Source organism: Bradyrhizobium monzae, assembly GCF_021458635.1.
Taxonomy (GTDB): Bacteria; Pseudomonadota; Alphaproteobacteria; order Rhizobiales; family Xanthobacteraceae; genus Bradyrhizobium.
Genome location: NZ_JAIRDQ010000001.1, coordinates 1,636,818 through 1,653,535, shown reverse-complemented (window position 1 = coordinate 1,653,535; position 16,718 = coordinate 1,636,818). Strand labels below are relative to the sequence as shown.

Below are 16,718 nucleotides of genomic sequence, written 5' to 3'. Positions count from 1 at the left end.
GATTGCCGGAGGAAGCACGGGAGCTGCTTGACCTGGTTCTGGCTGAGGAAGAGACAGCAGTGAACCGCGGCGAGGGGCGGAAGGGTCGCTGAGCGGCAACTTCGGCGGTTAGCCTCAACGCTCCGCCGCTGCGGATTCAGGTGCTGGTGCTAGTCGAAACGCTAATGCTGAGGAGAGAATGAAGGGCGTGGTTCAGGTTGCGAAGACGACCACCAAGACCGAGCCCCAGGTTGTGAGCAGGATGTTCGCGATGGGATAGGCCGGCGTATAGCCCAGCACGGGCACCGGACTACCCGAGCGCTCCTGGAGGGCGGCCATCGCCGCCGTTACCGTTTGCGCCCCGGTTAACCCTCCGAGCAGAAGGATCGGGTTCATGCGCAAGACGAAATGACCGAAGCAAAATCCGACGATTTGCGGCAGCAGTGTCACGACCATGCCGCCGAGCAGCAGGCCGATGCCCGATTCCCGCAAGGCGGAGAGGAAGATTGGCCCGGCATGGATCCCGGTGAGCCCCACAAACGCGGCCAGCCCGAGTGACGTCATCAGGCTGATGGCGCCGTCAGGAATCCGGCCGAAGCGCGGATTGAGTGTGCGGAGATAGCCGACCAGAAGTCCGGCGAGCAGCGTGCCGACGCTCGTGCTCAGCGCGATCTTGATGCCCCCGACAGGAAAACTCACGAGAACGCCAACGATGCCGCCGAAGAAGATGGCAAGCCCCAGCACCACGAAATCGATGCTCGTGCTGGGGGCAACGATGACACCGATATTCTTCGCCGCGTTGTCCACGACCGGTTCGGGGCCGACAATGCGCAGCAGGTCGCCACGCTGCAGGACGACACCGGGAGCAATCGGAAGCTCCTGGCCGCCGCGGCTCAACGAACGCAAATAGAGGCCGCGTGTCCAGTCCCGCTGCGAGGCCTGCTGCAGGTTCACGCCCGCGAGCTTGGCGTTGATCAGGAACACGTCCGCGGAAATCAAAGGAATGTCGAGCAGTTCTCTGTCCTCGACCTCCTCGGCGCGAGAGCCGATCAGTTCCACGATGATCTGGCGCGGCGCCGATATCGTGATGACATCCCCTGGCGCGAGGACGGCGCCAGGCTCCGCCTGGAGCACGCGTTGTCCGCGGCGGATCCGATGGATGAACAGGCGGTGCTCCGGCAGGCGGACTTCGGCGGCCGCGACCGTCGATCCGACGAGAGCAGAGCGCTCGTCCAGCCGATAGGCACGGAGCTCGAATTTTCGCCAGGCGGACGCCAGGCCCGGTTTGGTTCGCGTCATTCCCAGCGACTGCTCGAGCTTGAGCGCCTCTTCCCGCAAGTCGATCTTCAGGAGTGCCGGTGCGATCACCGTGCACCACATGATCACGCCCGCATAACCGAAGATGTAGCAGACCGCGTCAGCGACCGCGATGTGCGAGACATACAAGGCACGCTGCGCCTCGGGCACCGAGAGGCCGTTGATCGCGTCGGTCGCCGTTCCCATTGCCGCGCTTTGACTGAGCGCCCCCGACATCAGCCCTGCCGCAAAGCCGGGATCGAGCCCGAGTATCCTGCCCACGAGAATTGCGGTCGCAAGGCCGGCGAGGCACACGATGACGGCGAGCAGCATCGGTTTCAGCCCGTCGCGCTTCATCGCCTGCACGAATTGCGGACCGACGGAATAGCCGACTCCGAACAGAAACAGCAGAAACAGGAAGGATTTGGTCATGCTGGAAACGGGCACATGCGCGAAATCGCCGACCACGAGGCCGGCGAACAACGAGCCTGTGACCGGGCCAAGACTGAAGGCGCCGATCTTGAAGCTCCCCATCCAGTAGCCCGCAGCGATCACCAGGAATAGCGCGAGCTCTGGATAGCGAACGAGAAACTGTTCCAGCCAGGTCAGCGTCTCGGGCCGCCGGTTTCTACGTCATCAGCATGACGAGCACCATGCCCCAGATCGTCAGCAACGTGTTTCCGACCGCGTAGGTGACGGTATAGCCGAGACCCGGAATCTGGCTCTTGGCGCGATCGTTGATCATGCCGAGCGAGGCGGTCGTGGTTCGTGCGCCGGAACAGCATCCGAGCAAGATGGCGTCATGGAAGCGGAATAGGTATTTACCGACATACATTGCGAGGATCAGCGGCACGGTCGTCACCACGACGCCCCAGAGGAACAGGCCGAAGCCAAGCGCCTTCAGGCCGGCAACGAAGCCTGGTCCCGACGAGATACCGACCACGGCAATGAAGACGTTCAGGCCGACGGAGTTCATGAACCAGACGGTCGGCGAGGGAATCCGGCCAAAGGTCGGGTGTACGGACCGCAGCCAACCGAAGAACAGACCGGAGATCAGCGCGCCGCCGGAGGTGGACAGCGTGAGCGGCACGCTGCCGATCTTGTAGACGACTGCGCCGACCAGCGCGCCGATGGCAATGGCGGCACCGATGAAGGCGACGTCGGCGATATCAGTTGCCCGATCGGGCCGGCCCAGCATCTTTGTGGCAGCCGCGACATCGGGCGTACGTCCAACGATGGTGACGATGTCGCCCCGGTTCAGCTTGGTGTTGGGAAGGATGGGGATATCGACCGCGATCGCGCCCCGCGTGATCTTGCGTAGGAACACGCCGCGCGCTGACGGCTCCCTCGCCAGTTCCTCCAGGGTCTTGCCGTCGACATCCTTGCTGGTCACGTAGACATCGACACCTTCGATCGGCATCGAGAGCAACTCGCGGTCGTCGACTTCCTCCGCCTGTTCGCCGATCAGCTGGACCAGCACGTCGCGCCGGCCCGCAACGGCCACGACATCGCCGGCGTGAATCACCGCATCGGCGACGGCGTCGATGATCTTCCCGCCCTGTCGCAGCCGCAGGATAAACACCCGCTGATCGGGAATCAGCCCCTCGCCTTCCTGAACCGTCTTCCCGACCGCTGGACCGCGCTCGCGAACGCGGAAGGCACGGACGTCGAACTGGTGCCACGCGGTGCCGGGGCCACCCAACTGCTTCTTGCCGCCGTGCTCCTCCTCATATCTCTTGCATGCTGCTTCGAGATCGATGCCGAGCAGGGCCGGGCCGAGCAGAGCCAGGACGATCGCGGATCCGACGGTGCCGAAGATGTAGGTGACCGCATAGGCGACCGGCATGCCGTCGAGGATTTTCTTGGTCTCTTCCGGCGATAGCCCGAGTCGGTTGACGGCGTCGGTGGCCAGACCCATGGACGCCGAAATCGTCTGCGAGCCGGCATAAAGTCCGGCGGCCGAACCGACATCGTAACCGGCAATCTTCGCCCCGATGAACGCGGCGAGGAGGCAGAACACGCAAACGACGGCGGCGAAAATCGCCTGGGGAAAACCGTCCTGCGCGATGCCGCGCACGAATTGCGGCCCGACACCGTAGCCTATGGCAAACAGGAACATTAGAAAGAAGAATGGCTTGAGCGGGCCCGAAATCGTGATCCCGATCTGGCCAATGATGACAGCGGCGATCAGTGTCGCCGTGACGGCTCCCAGCCCCAGGCCCTTGTAGGTGAAGGAGCCGAAATAGTAGCCAAGGGCCAAGGATAGGAAGATCGCGATTTCCGGATAGCTCCTGAGCGTCTGAAAGAACCAGTCGATCATGATGTCACCCCGTTCGTGCCGTCGGCGCGCGCCCGCTTCGCTCCGGCGCGACCTCGCGGATCGAAGACCCGATGACGAGCGCTGAAGCCGTATCGTTAACATGAGGCAGCGGGTCGGACGGGACATGTTGATTTATGTCAAGCGCAACGGCTGAACTCGCCGCATCCGGGTCCCACCGACGACATCGTCTTGCTGCGTTGCGGGATGGCGATTCGGGGCGTCATTGCGTCTGAGTCTTGAGGTAGATCAATAGACACCAGGGGCCGCCGATCATCCTGAACGTGATTGCGCAGGCGCGGGAGCGGGGTCCACCTCGTCCCAACCGATCGCACAGTTCGGGAGTTTGATATGGCCGATATCTTGACGCTGAAGAAATTCGAGGCGCTGAGCCCGTTCGAGATCAAGGACGAGCTGATCAATCTCGCGAAGGCGACGTCGAAACGGACGCAATCCGCGTTTCTGAACGCCGGCCGCGGCAATCCAAACTGGGTGGCCACCACGCCGCGCGAAGGCTTCTTCCTGCTGGGACAGTTCGCAATCACCGAAAGCAAGCGGGTCATGGAGCACCCGGCCGGGATTGGCGGCATGCCGCAGGCGAAGGGCATCGCGGCACGCTATGAGGCTTGGCTCGCCAAGCACTCCGATATGCCAGGCGCGAGCTTCCTGTCTGAGATGCTACCCTTTGCCGTCAAGAAGTTCGGCTTCGATCCGGACGCCTTCGTCCACGAGCTCGTCGATTCTATCATCGGCGACAATTATCCCGTGCCGGATCGCATCCTGGTGCACAACGAGAAGATCGTGCACGAATATCTGATGTGGGCCGTTTGCGGTGAGCCGCGGCCGGCCGGAAAGTTCGACATCTACGCAGTCGAGGGCGGCACGGCGGCAATGTGCTATCTCTTCAAGTCACTGAAGGCCAACCGGCTACTGCTTCCCGGGGATACCATCGCTCTGGGAACGCCGATCTTCACGCCCTACATCGAGATGACGCATCTGGAGGATTACGACCTCAAGGTCGTCCAAATAAGAGCGCCGCAGGAGAACAAATTCCAGTTTACCGACGAGGAAATCAAGAAGCTCGAGGATCCGAAGATCAAGGCCTTCTTCATCGTCAATCCCGCCAATCCCTCCGGGATGGGGGTGAGCCCGGAGACGATCGCCAAGCTGGCTAATCTGGTGAGGACCAAGCGCCCCGATCTCATGCTGCTCACCGATGACGTCTACGGCACCTTCGTCCACGGTTTCCGCTCGTTGCTGGGCGAACTCCCGCACAACACCATCGGCGTTTACTCCTATTCGAAATACTTCGGCTGCACGGGATGGCGGCTCGGCGCCATCGCCATTCATGAAGACAACATTTTCGACAAGATGATCGCGAAGCTGCCTGATGACGCTGTGAAGGCGCTCGACAAACGTTACGGGCCGCTGACGCTGGAGCCGCGCAAGCTGAAATTCATCGATCGCATCGTTGCCGACAGCCGCGATGTCGCGCTCAATCACACTGCGGGCCTGTCGCTGCCGCAGCAGGTAATGATGAGCCTTTTCTCGCTCTCGGAGATGATGGATTCGAAGAAGGCTTATCAGACCGCCTGCATGGAAATCGTCAACAAGCGGCTGTGGGCGCTGCTCGATGGCTTGGGACTTGCCGACAAGCTGGCGCCCAATCCAAACTACGACGCCTATTACGGTCTGATCGATTTCGAGTTCTGGGCGCGGAAGAACATCGGGGATGATGCCGTTGACTACTTGAAGAAGCACATCCATCCGCTCGATCTTGCGTTTCGCTTGGCGGAGGCCCACGGGATCGTGCTGCTGAACGGTGGCGGCTTCGATGCCCCCGAATGGTCGCTGCGCATCTCCCTGGCGAACCTGCCGGATGAGGTCTACGATGATATCGGACGGGGCGTTCGAACGATTGCCAGGGGATACCGCGACACATACGAGGCGGCCAAGGGAGGCTAAAGGAAACGCGGCTACGGGGCCCCTCATAGAGCGTTGCCGGTGCGATACTTTTCGATCAAAGGTCGTCGACCAGCGAGGGCGATCATGCCGATCTCTGCCCCCAAGCCACGCGAATTTCCTTGAGGTGTTGCCATTCTGGAACGTCGGTTCAAGAGAAGGATCGCTTAAAATCGAGCTTGAGAATAACCGCCAGCTACCCAGCAGGATATTGGCGAAGCTGTCCCCGGAGGATACATGAGCGTTCTTAGCAAATTCCCGGTATGCGGTGCGTGGTCTCCCATGTCGAAGCAGATTCCGCGTCTGAACGGAATTGCCAGAAGGATCATCATTGCGGGTTGGATCGGAGCCTGCGTTGTTGCAGTTGGTGTGGCTACGGAATCCAAGGCGCAACAACTTCTGCCGAGTGACCGCCAGGAGATTGCAGATCAAGAACGCCTATCCTGGAACCTGAACAAGCTTCCCCCGCAACCCTACATGAACGAGATCTACTGGCAGTATTCCAAAGAGACGCCAGCTTTCTTCCGCGATTCCTTAGTGCAGTTCGTAGCCCGAACATATTATTTGACGCGCGACAACTTTGATGGATCGAAGTCCCAGGCCTGGGCGGCCGGAGGTTGGCTGGCATTTCGTTCGGGTCTAATCGGCGACGTGTTCGGCGTGCATCTAGCGGGCTATACTTCGCAACCGATCTTCGCTCCGTCCGATGAGGGCGGCACAAAGCTCCTGGCTCCGCCGCAGAATTCAATCGGCGTGCTGGGACAGATTTATGGGCGTGTGCAGCTCGGCGACCAGGAAATTCGAGGCGGTCGCCAATTAGTGGATACCCCCCTCATCAACCCACAAGACAATCGCATGGTGCCGAATACGTTCGAGGGCGCCACGCTGGTCAGCCTGCCAGACAAGAATCGAAATTACGATTACTCGGTCGGCTATCTCTGGACTATCAAGCAGCGAGACTCGAACGACTTCATACAGATGTCGGATGCGCTCACCGGCAGCGATGTCATCAACCACGGTGCGGCCTACGGGATGGTCAAATTCCGGCCAACTGTTGGGCTCTCGCTCGTAGCTATGGATTACAACGTCCAGGACGTTGTCAACACGGCCTTCGCCCAAGCAGAATACGATTTCAAGCAGCCGAAGGGTGTTCCAAATTGGATCATCGGCGCCAACGTCATCGGGCAACGCAGCATCGGAGCTGATCTACTCACCGGAAGTCCGTTCGAGACCTATCAAGCATCCGCGAAAGGGCAGATGACTTATGCCGGATGGACGTTGTTCGCTGTGGCTTCGATCACCGGGAATGAATCTAAGATATTCTCGCAGTACGGTACAAAGCCGAACTACACGGACATGCAGCAGGTGTCATTCGACAACGCCAATGAAAAGGCGGTCGGCGCCAGCGTCGCATACGATTTCGGTACGATTGGTCTCTCCGGGTTCAGCGCCGGCACATGGTATTCGCAGGGCTGGGGAGCCATCAACGCCAGCACCAACGTAGGGATTCCAGATCGAAGGGAGCTGGACCTTTGGATACAGTATCGTCCCACTGAAGGTCCGCTGAAAGGTTTTCGTCTCAAGACGCAATACTCCAATGTTTGGCAACACGATAACGTGCGCGATACTCAACCGGAGTTTCGATTCATCGTTGACTACACCGTGCTCTTTCGCCCACCGCCGTCGGCAGCCAAACCGTCTTCATACCAATAGCAGAACTTGGATACCACCACGCACGCGATGCGTTGGAGGCGCTGCCCAGGAAGCATGCTCCTGAAGGTCTTCAGTTAATCGCCCTGGCTTTATCAGAAGGCTCTCTTCGAGAGCATGCACCAGCGCGATGACGTATCCACCGATCCCGGTGCAGTGCGCCGCAAAAGTCCGGCGTTCACACCACGCGACCGTTGACTTGGATCAATGGAACATCCAGCGCCGCACTCACGATCCCGCATCAGCTTGCCTCATGGATTGGGAGACAGCCATGTCCAAGGACACAAAGTCCGCGCAGAAGCGCATCGATCAATTCTTTTCCGGGCCCGGGGGGCGGGCAGACGACTGGCGAGATCTGGTGGAGGCCGCGAAGGCATGGGCCCGCGGCAGTGATCGCGCAAAATACGATGCGGCGCTGGCCGATCTGTCGGTAACCGAAGAGTTTCACGGCTACCCAGGCCTGCAATTGATGGCGGCATTGCGTGAAGCCGCTTCAGCCGGCGATTCAGCAACATCACTGGCCCTTGCGACGCGGATCACGCAGACGCTGACGACCCGGTCGTTCCGCCAGCACGCCAGCGACTGGAATCTCAAGGACGAAGGCAATGGCGAGGCGCCCGATCTGATGCCGCCGACCTTCGGCTCGCATGCGGCGCGGCGCCCCTATTTCGAGACCCTGATCGTCACCGGGCTCTCGTCCAGCCAATGGCATACGCTCGCAGCTGAATGGCGCAAGCTGCGTCGCCCGGTCGACCCCTTCGTTTATGAGCCGGTCATCGTTGGCAGTCTGGAAGATGCGTTCTGCGCGACCATGCTTAACCCCAATATAGCAGCCGTCGTCATCAACGAGGGCTTTGGCCTGCGTTCGCGCCACAACGCGCCGATCCTCCGCTCCATCACGGCCGCGGCCGGTCTCAACGATGAATCCGACGCGGATGCACTCCGGCTCGCCCATATCATCAAGCGGGTGCGGCCCGAGCTCGACATCTATCTGATGTCCAACCGCGACGTCGAAGAAATGGCCGGCAACCCCGAAGCCAACGTGGTCCGCCGCATCTTCTACTCCATCGAGGAACTGCTCGAGCTACATCTGTCGATCCTCGAAGGCATCCAGGATCGCTACGACACGCCGTTCTTCGACAATCTCAAGAAATACGCACAGCGTCCGATCGGCACCTTCCATGCGCTGCCGATCGCCCGCGGCAAATCCGTCTTCAAGTCAGACTGGATCCGAGACATGGGCGAGTTCTACGGCCCGAACCTGTTCCTGGCCGAGAGCAGCGCGACCACCGGCGGCCTCGATAGCCTTCTGGAGCCGACCGGTAACATCAAGAAAGCACAAGACAAGGCGGCGCGCGCCCTTGGCGCCGATCGCGTGTTCTTCGTCACCAACGGCACCTCGACGTCCAACAAGATGGCGGTGCAGGCGCTGCTGGCGCCCGGCGACATCGCGATCGTCGATCGCAACTGTCACAAGTCGCATCACTACGGAATGGTGCTCTCGGGTGCGCAGCCGCTCTATGTCGAAGCCTTCCCGATGACGGAATATTCGATGTATGGCGCGGTGCCGCTGAGGACGATCAAACAGGCGCTGCTGAATGCAAAGGCCGACGGCCGGCTCGACCGCGTCAAGCTGCTCGACCTCACCAACTGCACCTTCGACGGCCACATCTACAACACCCGCAGGGTGATGGAGGAATGCCTCGCCATCAAGCCGGACCTGATCTTCCTGTGGGACGAGGCCTGGTTTGGCTTTGCACGGTTCTCGCCGTTCCTGCGGCGACGCACCGCGATGGGAGCCGCCAATGAGATCGAGGCGTGGATGCGCGATCCGAAATCGGTCGCGGCCTATGAGAAGCAGCAGGCGGAACGCGGCAAGAATCCGTCGGACGACCTCCTGCTCAAGACCCGGCTGATTCCCGATCCGCGGCAGATCCGCCTGCGGGTCTACCAGACCAACTCGACGCACAAGTCGATGTCCGCGATCCGGCAGGGCTCGATGCTGTCGGTCAAGGACGTCGAGTTCTACACGGTCGAGCAGCAATTCAAGGAAGCCGTGTTCACGCACGCCTCCACCAGTCCGAACCAGCAGCTCATTGGGAGCCTGGACGTCTCGCGTAGGCAAATGGAGCTCGAGGGCTATGGACTCGTCGCCAACGCCATGGAAATTGCGCTCGCGATCCGCCAGGCCGTCAACAACAATCCGCTGATCTCGAAATACTTCCGGATCCTCGGCGCGGACGCCATGGTGCCCTCGGAATATCGCCAGAGCGGCTTTACGGACTACCTCGCTCCCGGCGTGAACTGGGCCAACACGCTGAAGAGCCTGGACGAGGACGAGTTCTGCCTCGATCCGACCCGCATGACGCTGGTGTGCGGCACCGCGGGCTTCGACGGCACGCAATTCAAGGGCATCCTGGCCAACGATTACAACATCCAGGTCAACAAGACGTCGCGCAACTCGGTGCTGGTGCAGTCGAACATCAATAACACCCGGAGCGATGTTGCTCACCTCATCCGGGTGCTGGCCGAGATCGCTGGCGAGGTTGATCGCGGCCTGACGCAGGGCGGGGCGAACGCGAAGAAGACGTTCGAGGCCCGGGTCAACAGCCTGATGAAGGACGTGCCGGACCTGCCGAACTTCTCGCATTTCCACCCGAGCTTCCGGGGCGATTCCGGTACCAAGACCAACGAGGGCGACATCCGCAGCGGCTTCTACACGGCGTATGACGCGGCCGGTTGCGAATTCATCCGCCTCAACGATCCCGAGATCGACCGCCGGCTGAAGGCGGGTCCGGAACTCGTGTCCGCCAGTTTCGTGATCCCGTATCCGCCGGGCTTCCCGATCATGGTGCCGGGACAGGTCATTACGCAGGAGACCATCGACTTCATGCGCAAGCTCGATGTGAAGGAGATCCATGGCTACGACGCCAAGGAGGGGCTCAAGCTGGTGAAGCAGGAGGCGCTCGCCAAGATCGCCGGCGTAGGACGGCCGACAGGCTCATTGAAGTCGAAAGCGGTTGCAGCAAAATCGTAACACAGACGTTTGATCTCGAAGCACTGTTAGAAAGCGCAGTCGGACCCGCAAATATGCCGACGGCCGACGAACGTCGACTGCTGGCGACTGCTTTTGTAGGAATCGGGTGATCTCCGAAGTGCATCGCTTGGCCTGGGTCAAGTGAGCAGCAACGATGCTAACGGCCGGCCTTCTGCCATGCTTAGCGTCTCTACCGTTTGGACGGAGAGGAATTGCGGCATTCGTTTTCAAAACAAAGAACTTGGAGAACCGCGCCATCAATCATCCTGCTGTCTGTCAGGGCAGCTCCGATTGATCTTTCGCTGATTTCCTTAGTGGAGCTGAGATGCAAACGCCTCGACGTCGCAAAGACGTTCACACATACCATCAGCGCATAGCTCGATCATCGTGCTGCTCTTTGCCCGGCGCCCTGATGTACGCGGGCTGAGACTATCCCGACCACATTCCGGTCCAGGGGGGCGGTTCGACAAATAGCAGTCGCAGCATTTCCGAGCGCGGCGGCGCTTCAACGCTAGCGGCCGCAGGTTGGAGGGATTTTTTTGCGAAGTCTGCTTAACCCTCGTGAGCAGACGGATTGCTTCCATCGAGCAAACCGCCGCTAAGGGCCGATTGTGTTGCAAAAGTCGAAAGTTGCAGGGCTCAAGAGTTTTCGCGAAAACATTGCGCAGCGATCGACCGCTGACTCGTATGACCTCAATCGCGTTACCGAAGTCGCCTGAGAATTTTGCGTGAGGCCGTGAGGTCCCTCGCATCTTGTACGCGAAAGTCGCGCCCACGGCCCGCAGAATTTTGGTCATCGGCGAAAAACGACTTTCGCAACAATATCGGCCAATTCCAGACATGCAAAAGCCGCCGACCGCCGTTCCAGCAGCCTAGCCCTTATTTCTTGCCCAACCAGTCGAATATGCCGCCGACACGCCCGCCAGTGTCGAACGCTTTCTTCTGCTTCTCGTCCAGGCCATCGTAAAACGCCTGAAGCTTGGGCTCGACTGCCTTTAGGCTGGCGAGCCTAGTGTCCGCCATCTTTGCCGCGAACGCCATTCGGCCGGGCGTCGTAGATAGATCCGGTTTGTCAGCACACAGCGACTTCTTCGCAGAAGCGTCGGCAGACGCCGACGCATCGGTCAGGTCTTTCAGCGCCGCTTTTTGAGGATTGGTGAGCTTAAGCCGCCTCGCTAGGCCGTCAGTATCGGTAACGGACGTCGCCCCGCCACCGCAAATTGCCTTTACCATTCTGGTCTCAAGCCACGTGCCTTGAGCGTGTGCTGGCGCCGTCGCAAAGGCGAGAATGGCAACGAAAACCGGAATTGCTAAACGCATGACAGGCCTCTCCTCTTGGGAAGCGCCGGACTTCGGCGCTACGCAAAGATATGCTCGATCCGACGCTAGCCAGCGGGGTTGATCTAGGTCAATGTTCTCGCATCCTAGGAGCGCCCATAGGTGCCCGTAGCGTCCACTCATTCTCAAGGAGACAGCAATGTTTTTCGTCCGGCCAAACGGCCTTGCTGGTTTGTTACTGGCCTGCGCCCTGCTGGCTTCGCTGCAGGAAGCTGGCGCGTTCGAGCTTTCCGGCGCTTGGTCCAGCGACGCTGAATTGTGTGACCGCGTCTTCACTAGGGAGGGTGATAAGGTGATCTTCGCGGAGCTCTCGGATCTGTACGGCTCCGGCTTTGTCATTAACGGTGATCGCATCATCGGCAAGGCCGCACATTGCACAATCGAATCGACGAAGCAGAACAATGACAGCCTCGAATTATCCGCAGCCTGCGCAAGCTCGATCATGAACCAGAACGTCAAATTCAGCCTGAAGATCATCGATGATAATACGATCGACCGGACGATCGAGGAGATTCCGGGAATGACCCTCAAATATTCCCGGTGCAAAATCTAGCGATCAGCGCTGAAGCGAGGGAGAAGCAGTCCACCAAACCGTTCAGCCTTCGGGGCGTTTGAACAGATTGGCCAGCTTCGCGCTGACCTCGGTCGCGTTTTCAAGTAGCGGCTGGCATTTGGGCCTGGAAGTATTCCATTTCGATGCGAAAGACCTTCCGGGAGGTCCTTAGCGCGCAAAAGCCTGTCAACGAATGCATGATTGGCGGCAACTTGTCGCTCGATATAGGCCTTGAACACGCCGATCTGATTCTCTCGGGCGCCGGAAACGCTCCGCATTGTTCTCGATCATGTCGATATAGCTTTGCGTTGTGGTCCGTGATTTCTCCAGATTTTCGATCGTCATGGCGCGGACGGCGTCGAACGGTTTTTTTTCGGCTGCCGGCGATTTCCGGAGTGGGTCAAAACGCGAAGAACTCAGCGCGGGCAAATCTCGTCCGCTATGCCTCGGTAAGCGGACCTTCGATGAGGCATCCCGCCACTTCGCTGCTGGAGGGACTTGCGACACGCTCGGAGCGAGCATCCAACGGCCGTCATTACCTCACAGGCGGACCTGAGCCCAACCAGCCAAAACCGTGGTAGATTGCGGGCGGGTGGGGCTCGAAAGGAGGCTCCCATGCCTGGTCCGCCGCCTGAACATCCACACTTGCGCCTGCTCAAGGGCAACCCCGGCAAGCGCCGCGCCCGCGTCCCGCCGGAGCCTGCACGCCCTGACCGGTGTCCGGAGCCCCCCGCGCGTTTGAGCGATTACGCGAGGCAGGAATGGGAAGCCGTCGCACCGGAGCTATACCGGCTCGGCCTGCTTACCGTCTTGGACATCAGCGCGTTCTCGGTCTACTGCACCGCCGCCGCGCAATTGCGACAGGCTGAGGAACTGCTCGCACGTGACGGCAAGCTGACATTCACGACGAAGACCGGTCAACGCCGGGTCAATCCGCTGATCAGGATAGCGAGCCAAGCGCAGGCCGACATGCTGAAGTTTGGCAGCGCGTTCGGCCTGACGCCGGTCGGAAGGTTGAGGCTTAGCGGCGTGACGCCGCCGCCATCGGCATCGAAGTTCGACGGATTGCTCGGGAGCTGAACAGCGCCATCGGGCCTGCAATGGTACCTGTGGTGCGATATGTCGAGGTGGCTTCACCAGACCGAAACGCGCATCAGCGGCCTTCGCAAGCGATCTTACACGCTACACAGAAAATCTGTGAAGAAGGGAGCGCCGATCATGCCCTTTTGCATCGCGTGGAGTCGCACATCGGGGACCGTCACCGCGACCCTGTGGGAGCAGACGCTGATCGAGGGCCGGCCGGCATCGCGGCGGATGTGCCGGCTCGCGGCGATCGGTCAGGACTGGCTCGATGACATCGCTGAGGCCGACCGCTTCTGGCACCACGTCCGTCAACGGCTCGGCCGGCTGCAGCGGCTGTCAGGGCGCGACCGTGACGGCATCGAGGCCGCGCTGGCGCAGCGTGTCCCGAAGCCCGCCCCGGCACCGCCGCCGGTCACCGTTCACCGGTCCGGGCATCCGGTGCGAGGCCCGTTCGCGCCATTGACGCGGTCGCTGCGGGCGCGGTGACAGGCGCTCCGAGCTGGCAACACCACAGGAATGATCAAAACAACCGTCGCGTTCATGCAGGCGCACCCAGACGAAAAACAATATCGGTTTGCCAGCGTCATCATGGCGGCTGTGCGTGATCGTTGGCCCTGCCACTAAGAGGCAACGCCGCGCCCGCCTATGCGCCCGATCGACCCCGCCGGTACTGAACACCGGGCCACCCGGCCGGCGCACCAGCGGCCAAACAGCGCGTTTCACGGTGTTTCAAAAGAAAAGACCCGGCCGGCGAGGTTGCCGACTGGGCCGCTCCGCTCAAAAGGCTACGCACGCGCAGCATTTCGTTGATCACGCCGCGAGCCGCAGCTCCTCCTGATCGACGGCCTTCCCGGCAGACCGGCCGATGATCCGCCGCAGCTCGGCGGCCCACGCCTGCAGGACTTCGCGCTTCTCCGTGACCTCGCGTTCCTCGGCGTGGATATAGTGCTTGCCAGTGACGGGGGGCAGCTTGATGCCGTCCTCGGTCGTCACACGATGATCCAAGCAGAGCGCGATCTTCGATGTTGGCTGGCCAATCAGGCGCGCCCAGCTCGCTGCCGTGCGGCGCAAATTGTGCGGCGTGAACGGCCTCAAGCCAAGCAACTGGCAGACGCCGGGGATCGTCACCTTCCCCTTGCGGGTCACCCCGCGTAACGCCTCTGCCATGATTTTGCGATGCAGCGGCTGATCGCCGAGCGAACTGGCGAAGGCGAATTGCTTGTTCGATCCGCGCAAGGCCTCGTTGATGATCTCGACAGCGAGGTCGGACAGCGGCTGCCGGATCGGTCTCCTTTTCTTCACCCTCAACGCCGGCACGTCGAGGCGGGCGCGCGGGCCGTCCAGATCAAACAGCTCGCCGCGCTGCGCGCCGAGCAGCTCCTTTGAGCGCAACATGGTCACCAACTCGAACCGCAACGCCAGCCGGGTCCGGCGGTCCCATGACGCCATCAGGTCGTCGCGGTCGAGGCCGTGCCAGAGGACGCGGATTTCGTTCTCGTTCAGGACGCGGGTGCGGGGATGCTCCGGATCGAGCTTGGGCAGGTTGACGCAAGGTGAGGCGCTGACGTACTCGCGCGGCGGCTCGGCCGCCCAGCCGAACAGGGCCGAGGCCGCCTTGCGCATGTGCCGGGCGTTGGAGACGCTCGGCTTGCCGAACTTGCCCGCGACGATGTCGTCGGACAGTTGTGCAATGTCGCGCTTGGTGACCTCGCTGGGCAGCTTCTTGCCGAGCCGGGGCCTCAGGAAGCGGTTGAGCTGGCGCGCCGTCTCCTCCCACGCCTCAAGCCGGGGCCGCATCTTGCCGTCCGGCTTCTTGACCGGCGTCTTCATCCACTCGATCCGTTCGTCGATGATCTCGGTCATGGTCTTGCCGCGCTTGGCCTTGTCGGCCTTGTGCTCGCGGAAGGTCTCGGCCAGCGCAGTGCCGCCCATGCCCTTGAGGCTGTAGACCTTAGCGCGAGCATCCTCGACCTTGAAGGTCTCCGGATTGTAGATGCCGAGCCAGCCGGTCCGCTGCTTGCCAGTCTGCCTGTCGGTGAACTTGAACGAGAAGGTGGCGACGCCCGCTGCGGTGATACTGACGTAGAGACCCGGACATTTCCGGTCGTAGACTTTCGTCCGCTTGGCGACTCGCTTTTCGCACATGCGGTCGGACAGGATGACGCTGCTCTTGCGTCCGCGCTTGCCAGCGGGGACGGCGGTGATGGTAGTATCCATGTGGTTTCGGCTCCTGAGGCTTGAGACCAAGGGGCCGGGATTTGAGCTTTCAGTTTGTCGTGCGGACGCTGAAAGGCTTAGGTCCCGGCCCTAGATTTGGTGAACCCCGAAACACAGCCCATGTAGAAGGCTAGTCGAAAACCCCTTATTTCATAGGGTTATCTTAGTTTCAGTTAGTTTCACTGAGTGCCAAAATATAGACGTGTGGTCCTGGCCGTCGTCGCTACGGTCAAGCTTTGCGGAGGTGCAGGGAGCCCAACCGGGTGAAATGCACTGTCAATTCGCGAGGCGAGGGAGGCCAGAAGGAATTCGGCTCCCGGGAGAGCTCGGCATAAGCCGTCAACCCACTGCGCAGGGAAGGCCGAGTGATTGGCACCACCTGTATGCTGCTGTGCGGTTTTCCTGCGCTACACCTTCGCGCAGCGGACCGCGGGTGCGAGGTCAGCACCCGGCCTTCCCTGCGCCCTCTTGATCAAGAGGGCGGAACGACCACGCAAAGCTCGGGCGAAATCAGCCGCGAGAACGCAGCGTCATGTTTTCGCAAGGAAACGCCGCAGTGGTGGGACAAGCGCTCGTGCATGCCGGTCTGGTGAAGAGCACGATTCTCCGCCTGGTCTCGTCCCTGTGGGAATACCGAGGCGGAGCCGGACCTGTTCAACCAGATCCATAACTCGCTGAATTGCCCACGCCGCGAGATCGTGAGATCGTGGGATTTCTCGGCGCGGCGCTTGTATCGTTTGCGCAAGCACGCGCCTTAGCGGTGGGGAGTGGGGCGACATGGTCAATGGTCTGCCGGCCGAAGTTGAAGTGATCACGCTGTTCGTCGATGATATTGCGTCGTCGAAGGCGTTCTACGCCAAGGTTTTTACATCCGAGACAGTCTGGGAGGATGCCGTCTCGTCTGTCTTGAGATTCGGCGGGCTCCTGATCAATCTTCTCGCAATGTCTCAGGCGCCTCAGCTCGTCGAGCCGCTGCCGGTTGCGCCGTCTTCCCCAGGGGCCCGCGCGCTGTTGACGATCAGGGTCGCTGACGTCGATGAGGTTTGCTCTGCCCTTAAGGGGATGGGCGTCGATCTCCTCAATGGCCCGATGGACCGTCCATGGGGACGGCGAACCGCAGCCTTCGCCGATCCTTCAGGTCATGTCTGGGAGATCGCTCAGCTGATTGGGCGGACCTAGCCTCGCGGCGAATGCGACTGACTGCCTCAGAACGCGGTTCGGAAACG

12 protein-coding genes are annotated in these 16,718 nt (G+C 60.9%); 8 read left to right on the top strand and 4 right to left on the bottom strand.

The genetic code is table 11. From position 1 onward, the window contains the following. Nucleotides 1-192: 192 nt before the first annotated feature. Complete coding sequence (gene aspT / locus K3F49_RS08000; protein WP_276575364.1) at nt 193-1,875, bottom strand: aspartate-alanine antiporter; 1,683 nt, start codon at nt 1,873-1,875, stop codon at nt 193-195. A gap of 28 nt (nt 1,876-1,903) precedes the next feature. Next, a complete protein-coding gene (gene aspT / locus K3F49_RS07995) occupies nt 1,904-3,595 on the bottom strand; it encodes an aspartate-alanine antiporter (RefSeq protein ID WP_234680331.1) in 1,692 nt (563 codons plus the stop codon). Between the two features lie 348 nt (nt 3,596-3,943). Here aspT (K3F49_RS07995) and aspD point away from each other — a divergent pair, with 348 nt between their 5' ends. The 3 genes from aspD to K3F49_RS07980 all read left to right on the top strand — a co-directional run bounded on the left by aspD (nt 3,944) and on the right by K3F49_RS07980 (nt 10,301). Next, nucleotides 3,944-5,557 (top strand): aspartate 4-decarboxylase, encoded by a 1,614-nt coding sequence (gene aspD / locus K3F49_RS07990; RefSeq protein ID WP_234680330.1) that lies wholly within the window; start codon nt 3,944-3,946, stop codon nt 5,555-5,557. A gap of 234 nt (nt 5,558-5,791) precedes the next feature. After that, nucleotides 5,792-7,267, top strand: a complete 1,476-nt coding sequence (locus tag K3F49_RS07985) for an OprD family outer membrane porin (protein ID WP_234680329.1) — start codon at nt 5,792-5,794, stop codon at nt 7,265-7,267. Nucleotides 7,268-7,535: 268 nt separating this feature from the next. Further along, a complete protein-coding gene (locus tag K3F49_RS07980) occupies nt 7,536-10,301 on the top strand; it encodes a decarboxylase (protein WP_234680328.1) in 2,766 nt (921 codons plus the stop codon). 879 nt (nt 10,302-11,180) lie between these two features. On the opposite strand, the gene K3F49_RS07975 is transcribed toward K3F49_RS07980, so the two are convergent. After that, nucleotides 11,181-11,621, bottom strand: a complete 441-nt coding sequence (locus tag K3F49_RS07975; RefSeq protein WP_234680327.1) for a Spy/CpxP family protein refolding chaperone — start codon at nt 11,619-11,621, stop codon at nt 11,181-11,183. A gap of 157 nt (nt 11,622-11,778) precedes the next feature. On the opposite strand from K3F49_RS07975, the gene K3F49_RS07970 reads away from it, so the two are divergent. The 4 genes from K3F49_RS07970 (at nt 11,779) to K3F49_RS39625 (ending at nt 13,899) form a co-directional block, all read left to right on the top strand. After that, complete coding sequence (locus K3F49_RS07970) at nt 11,779-12,192, top strand: hypothetical protein (RefSeq protein ID WP_234680326.1); 414 nt, start codon at nt 11,779-11,781, stop codon at nt 12,190-12,192. A 645-nt stretch (nt 12,193-12,837) separates the two neighbouring features. Further along, nucleotides 12,838-13,272, top strand: coding sequence for a phage terminase small subunit P27 family (locus K3F49_RS07965; protein WP_234680325.1), 435 nt, complete (start codon nt 12,838-12,840; stop codon nt 13,270-13,272). A gap of 138 nt (nt 13,273-13,410) precedes the next feature. Then, nucleotides 13,411-13,761, top strand: a complete 351-nt coding sequence (locus K3F49_RS07960) for a hypothetical protein (protein WP_234680324.1) — start codon at nt 13,411-13,413, stop codon at nt 13,759-13,761. A gap of 30 nt (nt 13,762-13,791) precedes the next feature. Beyond that, nucleotides 13,792-13,899 carry a Rap1a/Tai family immunity protein gene (locus tag K3F49_RS39625; protein WP_452100625.1) on the top strand — a complete coding sequence of 36 codons (108 nt, stop codon included), beginning with the start codon at nt 13,792-13,794 and terminating at the stop codon, nt 13,897-13,899. 186 nt (nt 13,900-14,085) lie between these two features. Here the strand turns inward: K3F49_RS39625 and K3F49_RS07955 are convergent, their stop codons facing one another. Further along, complete coding sequence (locus tag K3F49_RS07955) at nt 14,086-15,492, bottom strand: tyrosine-type recombinase/integrase (protein WP_234680323.1); 1,407 nt, start codon at nt 15,490-15,492, stop codon at nt 14,086-14,088. Nucleotides 15,493-16,269: 777 nt separating this feature from the next. Here K3F49_RS07955 and K3F49_RS07950 point away from each other — a divergent pair. Beyond that, nucleotides 16,270-16,671, top strand: a complete 402-nt coding sequence (locus K3F49_RS07950; RefSeq protein WP_234680322.1) for a VOC family protein — start codon at nt 16,270-16,272, stop codon at nt 16,669-16,671. Nucleotides 16,672-16,718 lie beyond the last annotated feature (47 nt).

Excerpts from the sequence above, each read along its gene's own strand:
- K3F49_RS07975 (WP_234680327.1), bottom strand. The coding sequence starts at position 11,621 with ATGCGTTTAGCAATTCCGGTTTTCGTTGCCATTCTCGCCTTTGCGACG.
- aspT (WP_234680331.1), bottom strand. The coding sequence starts at position 3,595 with ATGATCGACTGGTTCTTTCAGACGCTCAGGAGCTATCCGGAAATCGCG.
- K3F49_RS07960 (WP_234680324.1), top strand. The coding sequence starts at position 13,411 with ATGCCCTTTTGCATCGCGTGGAGTCGCACATCGGGGACCGTCACCGCG.
- K3F49_RS07970 (WP_234680326.1), top strand. The coding sequence starts at position 11,779 with ATGTTTTTCGTCCGGCCAAACGGCCTTGCTGGTTTGTTACTGGCCTGC.
- K3F49_RS07950 (WP_234680322.1), top strand. The coding sequence starts at position 16,270 with ATGGTCAATGGTCTGCCGGCCGAAGTTGAAGTGATCACGCTGTTCGTC.
- aspD (WP_234680330.1), top strand. The coding sequence starts at position 3,944 with ATGGCCGATATCTTGACGCTGAAGAAATTCGAGGCGCTGAGCCCGTTC.
- K3F49_RS39625 (WP_452100625.1), top strand. The coding sequence starts at position 13,792 with ATGATCAAAACAACCGTCGCGTTCATGCAGGCGCACCCAGACGAAAAA.
- K3F49_RS07955 (WP_234680323.1), bottom strand. The coding sequence starts at position 15,492 with ATGGATACTACCATCACCGCCGTCCCCGCTGGCAAGCGCGGACGCAAG.
- K3F49_RS07985 (WP_234680329.1), top strand. The coding sequence starts at position 5,792 with ATGAGCGTTCTTAGCAAATTCCCGGTATGCGGTGCGTGGTCTCCCATG.
- K3F49_RS07980 (WP_234680328.1), top strand. The coding sequence starts at position 7,536 with ATGTCCAAGGACACAAAGTCCGCGCAGAAGCGCATCGATCAATTCTTT.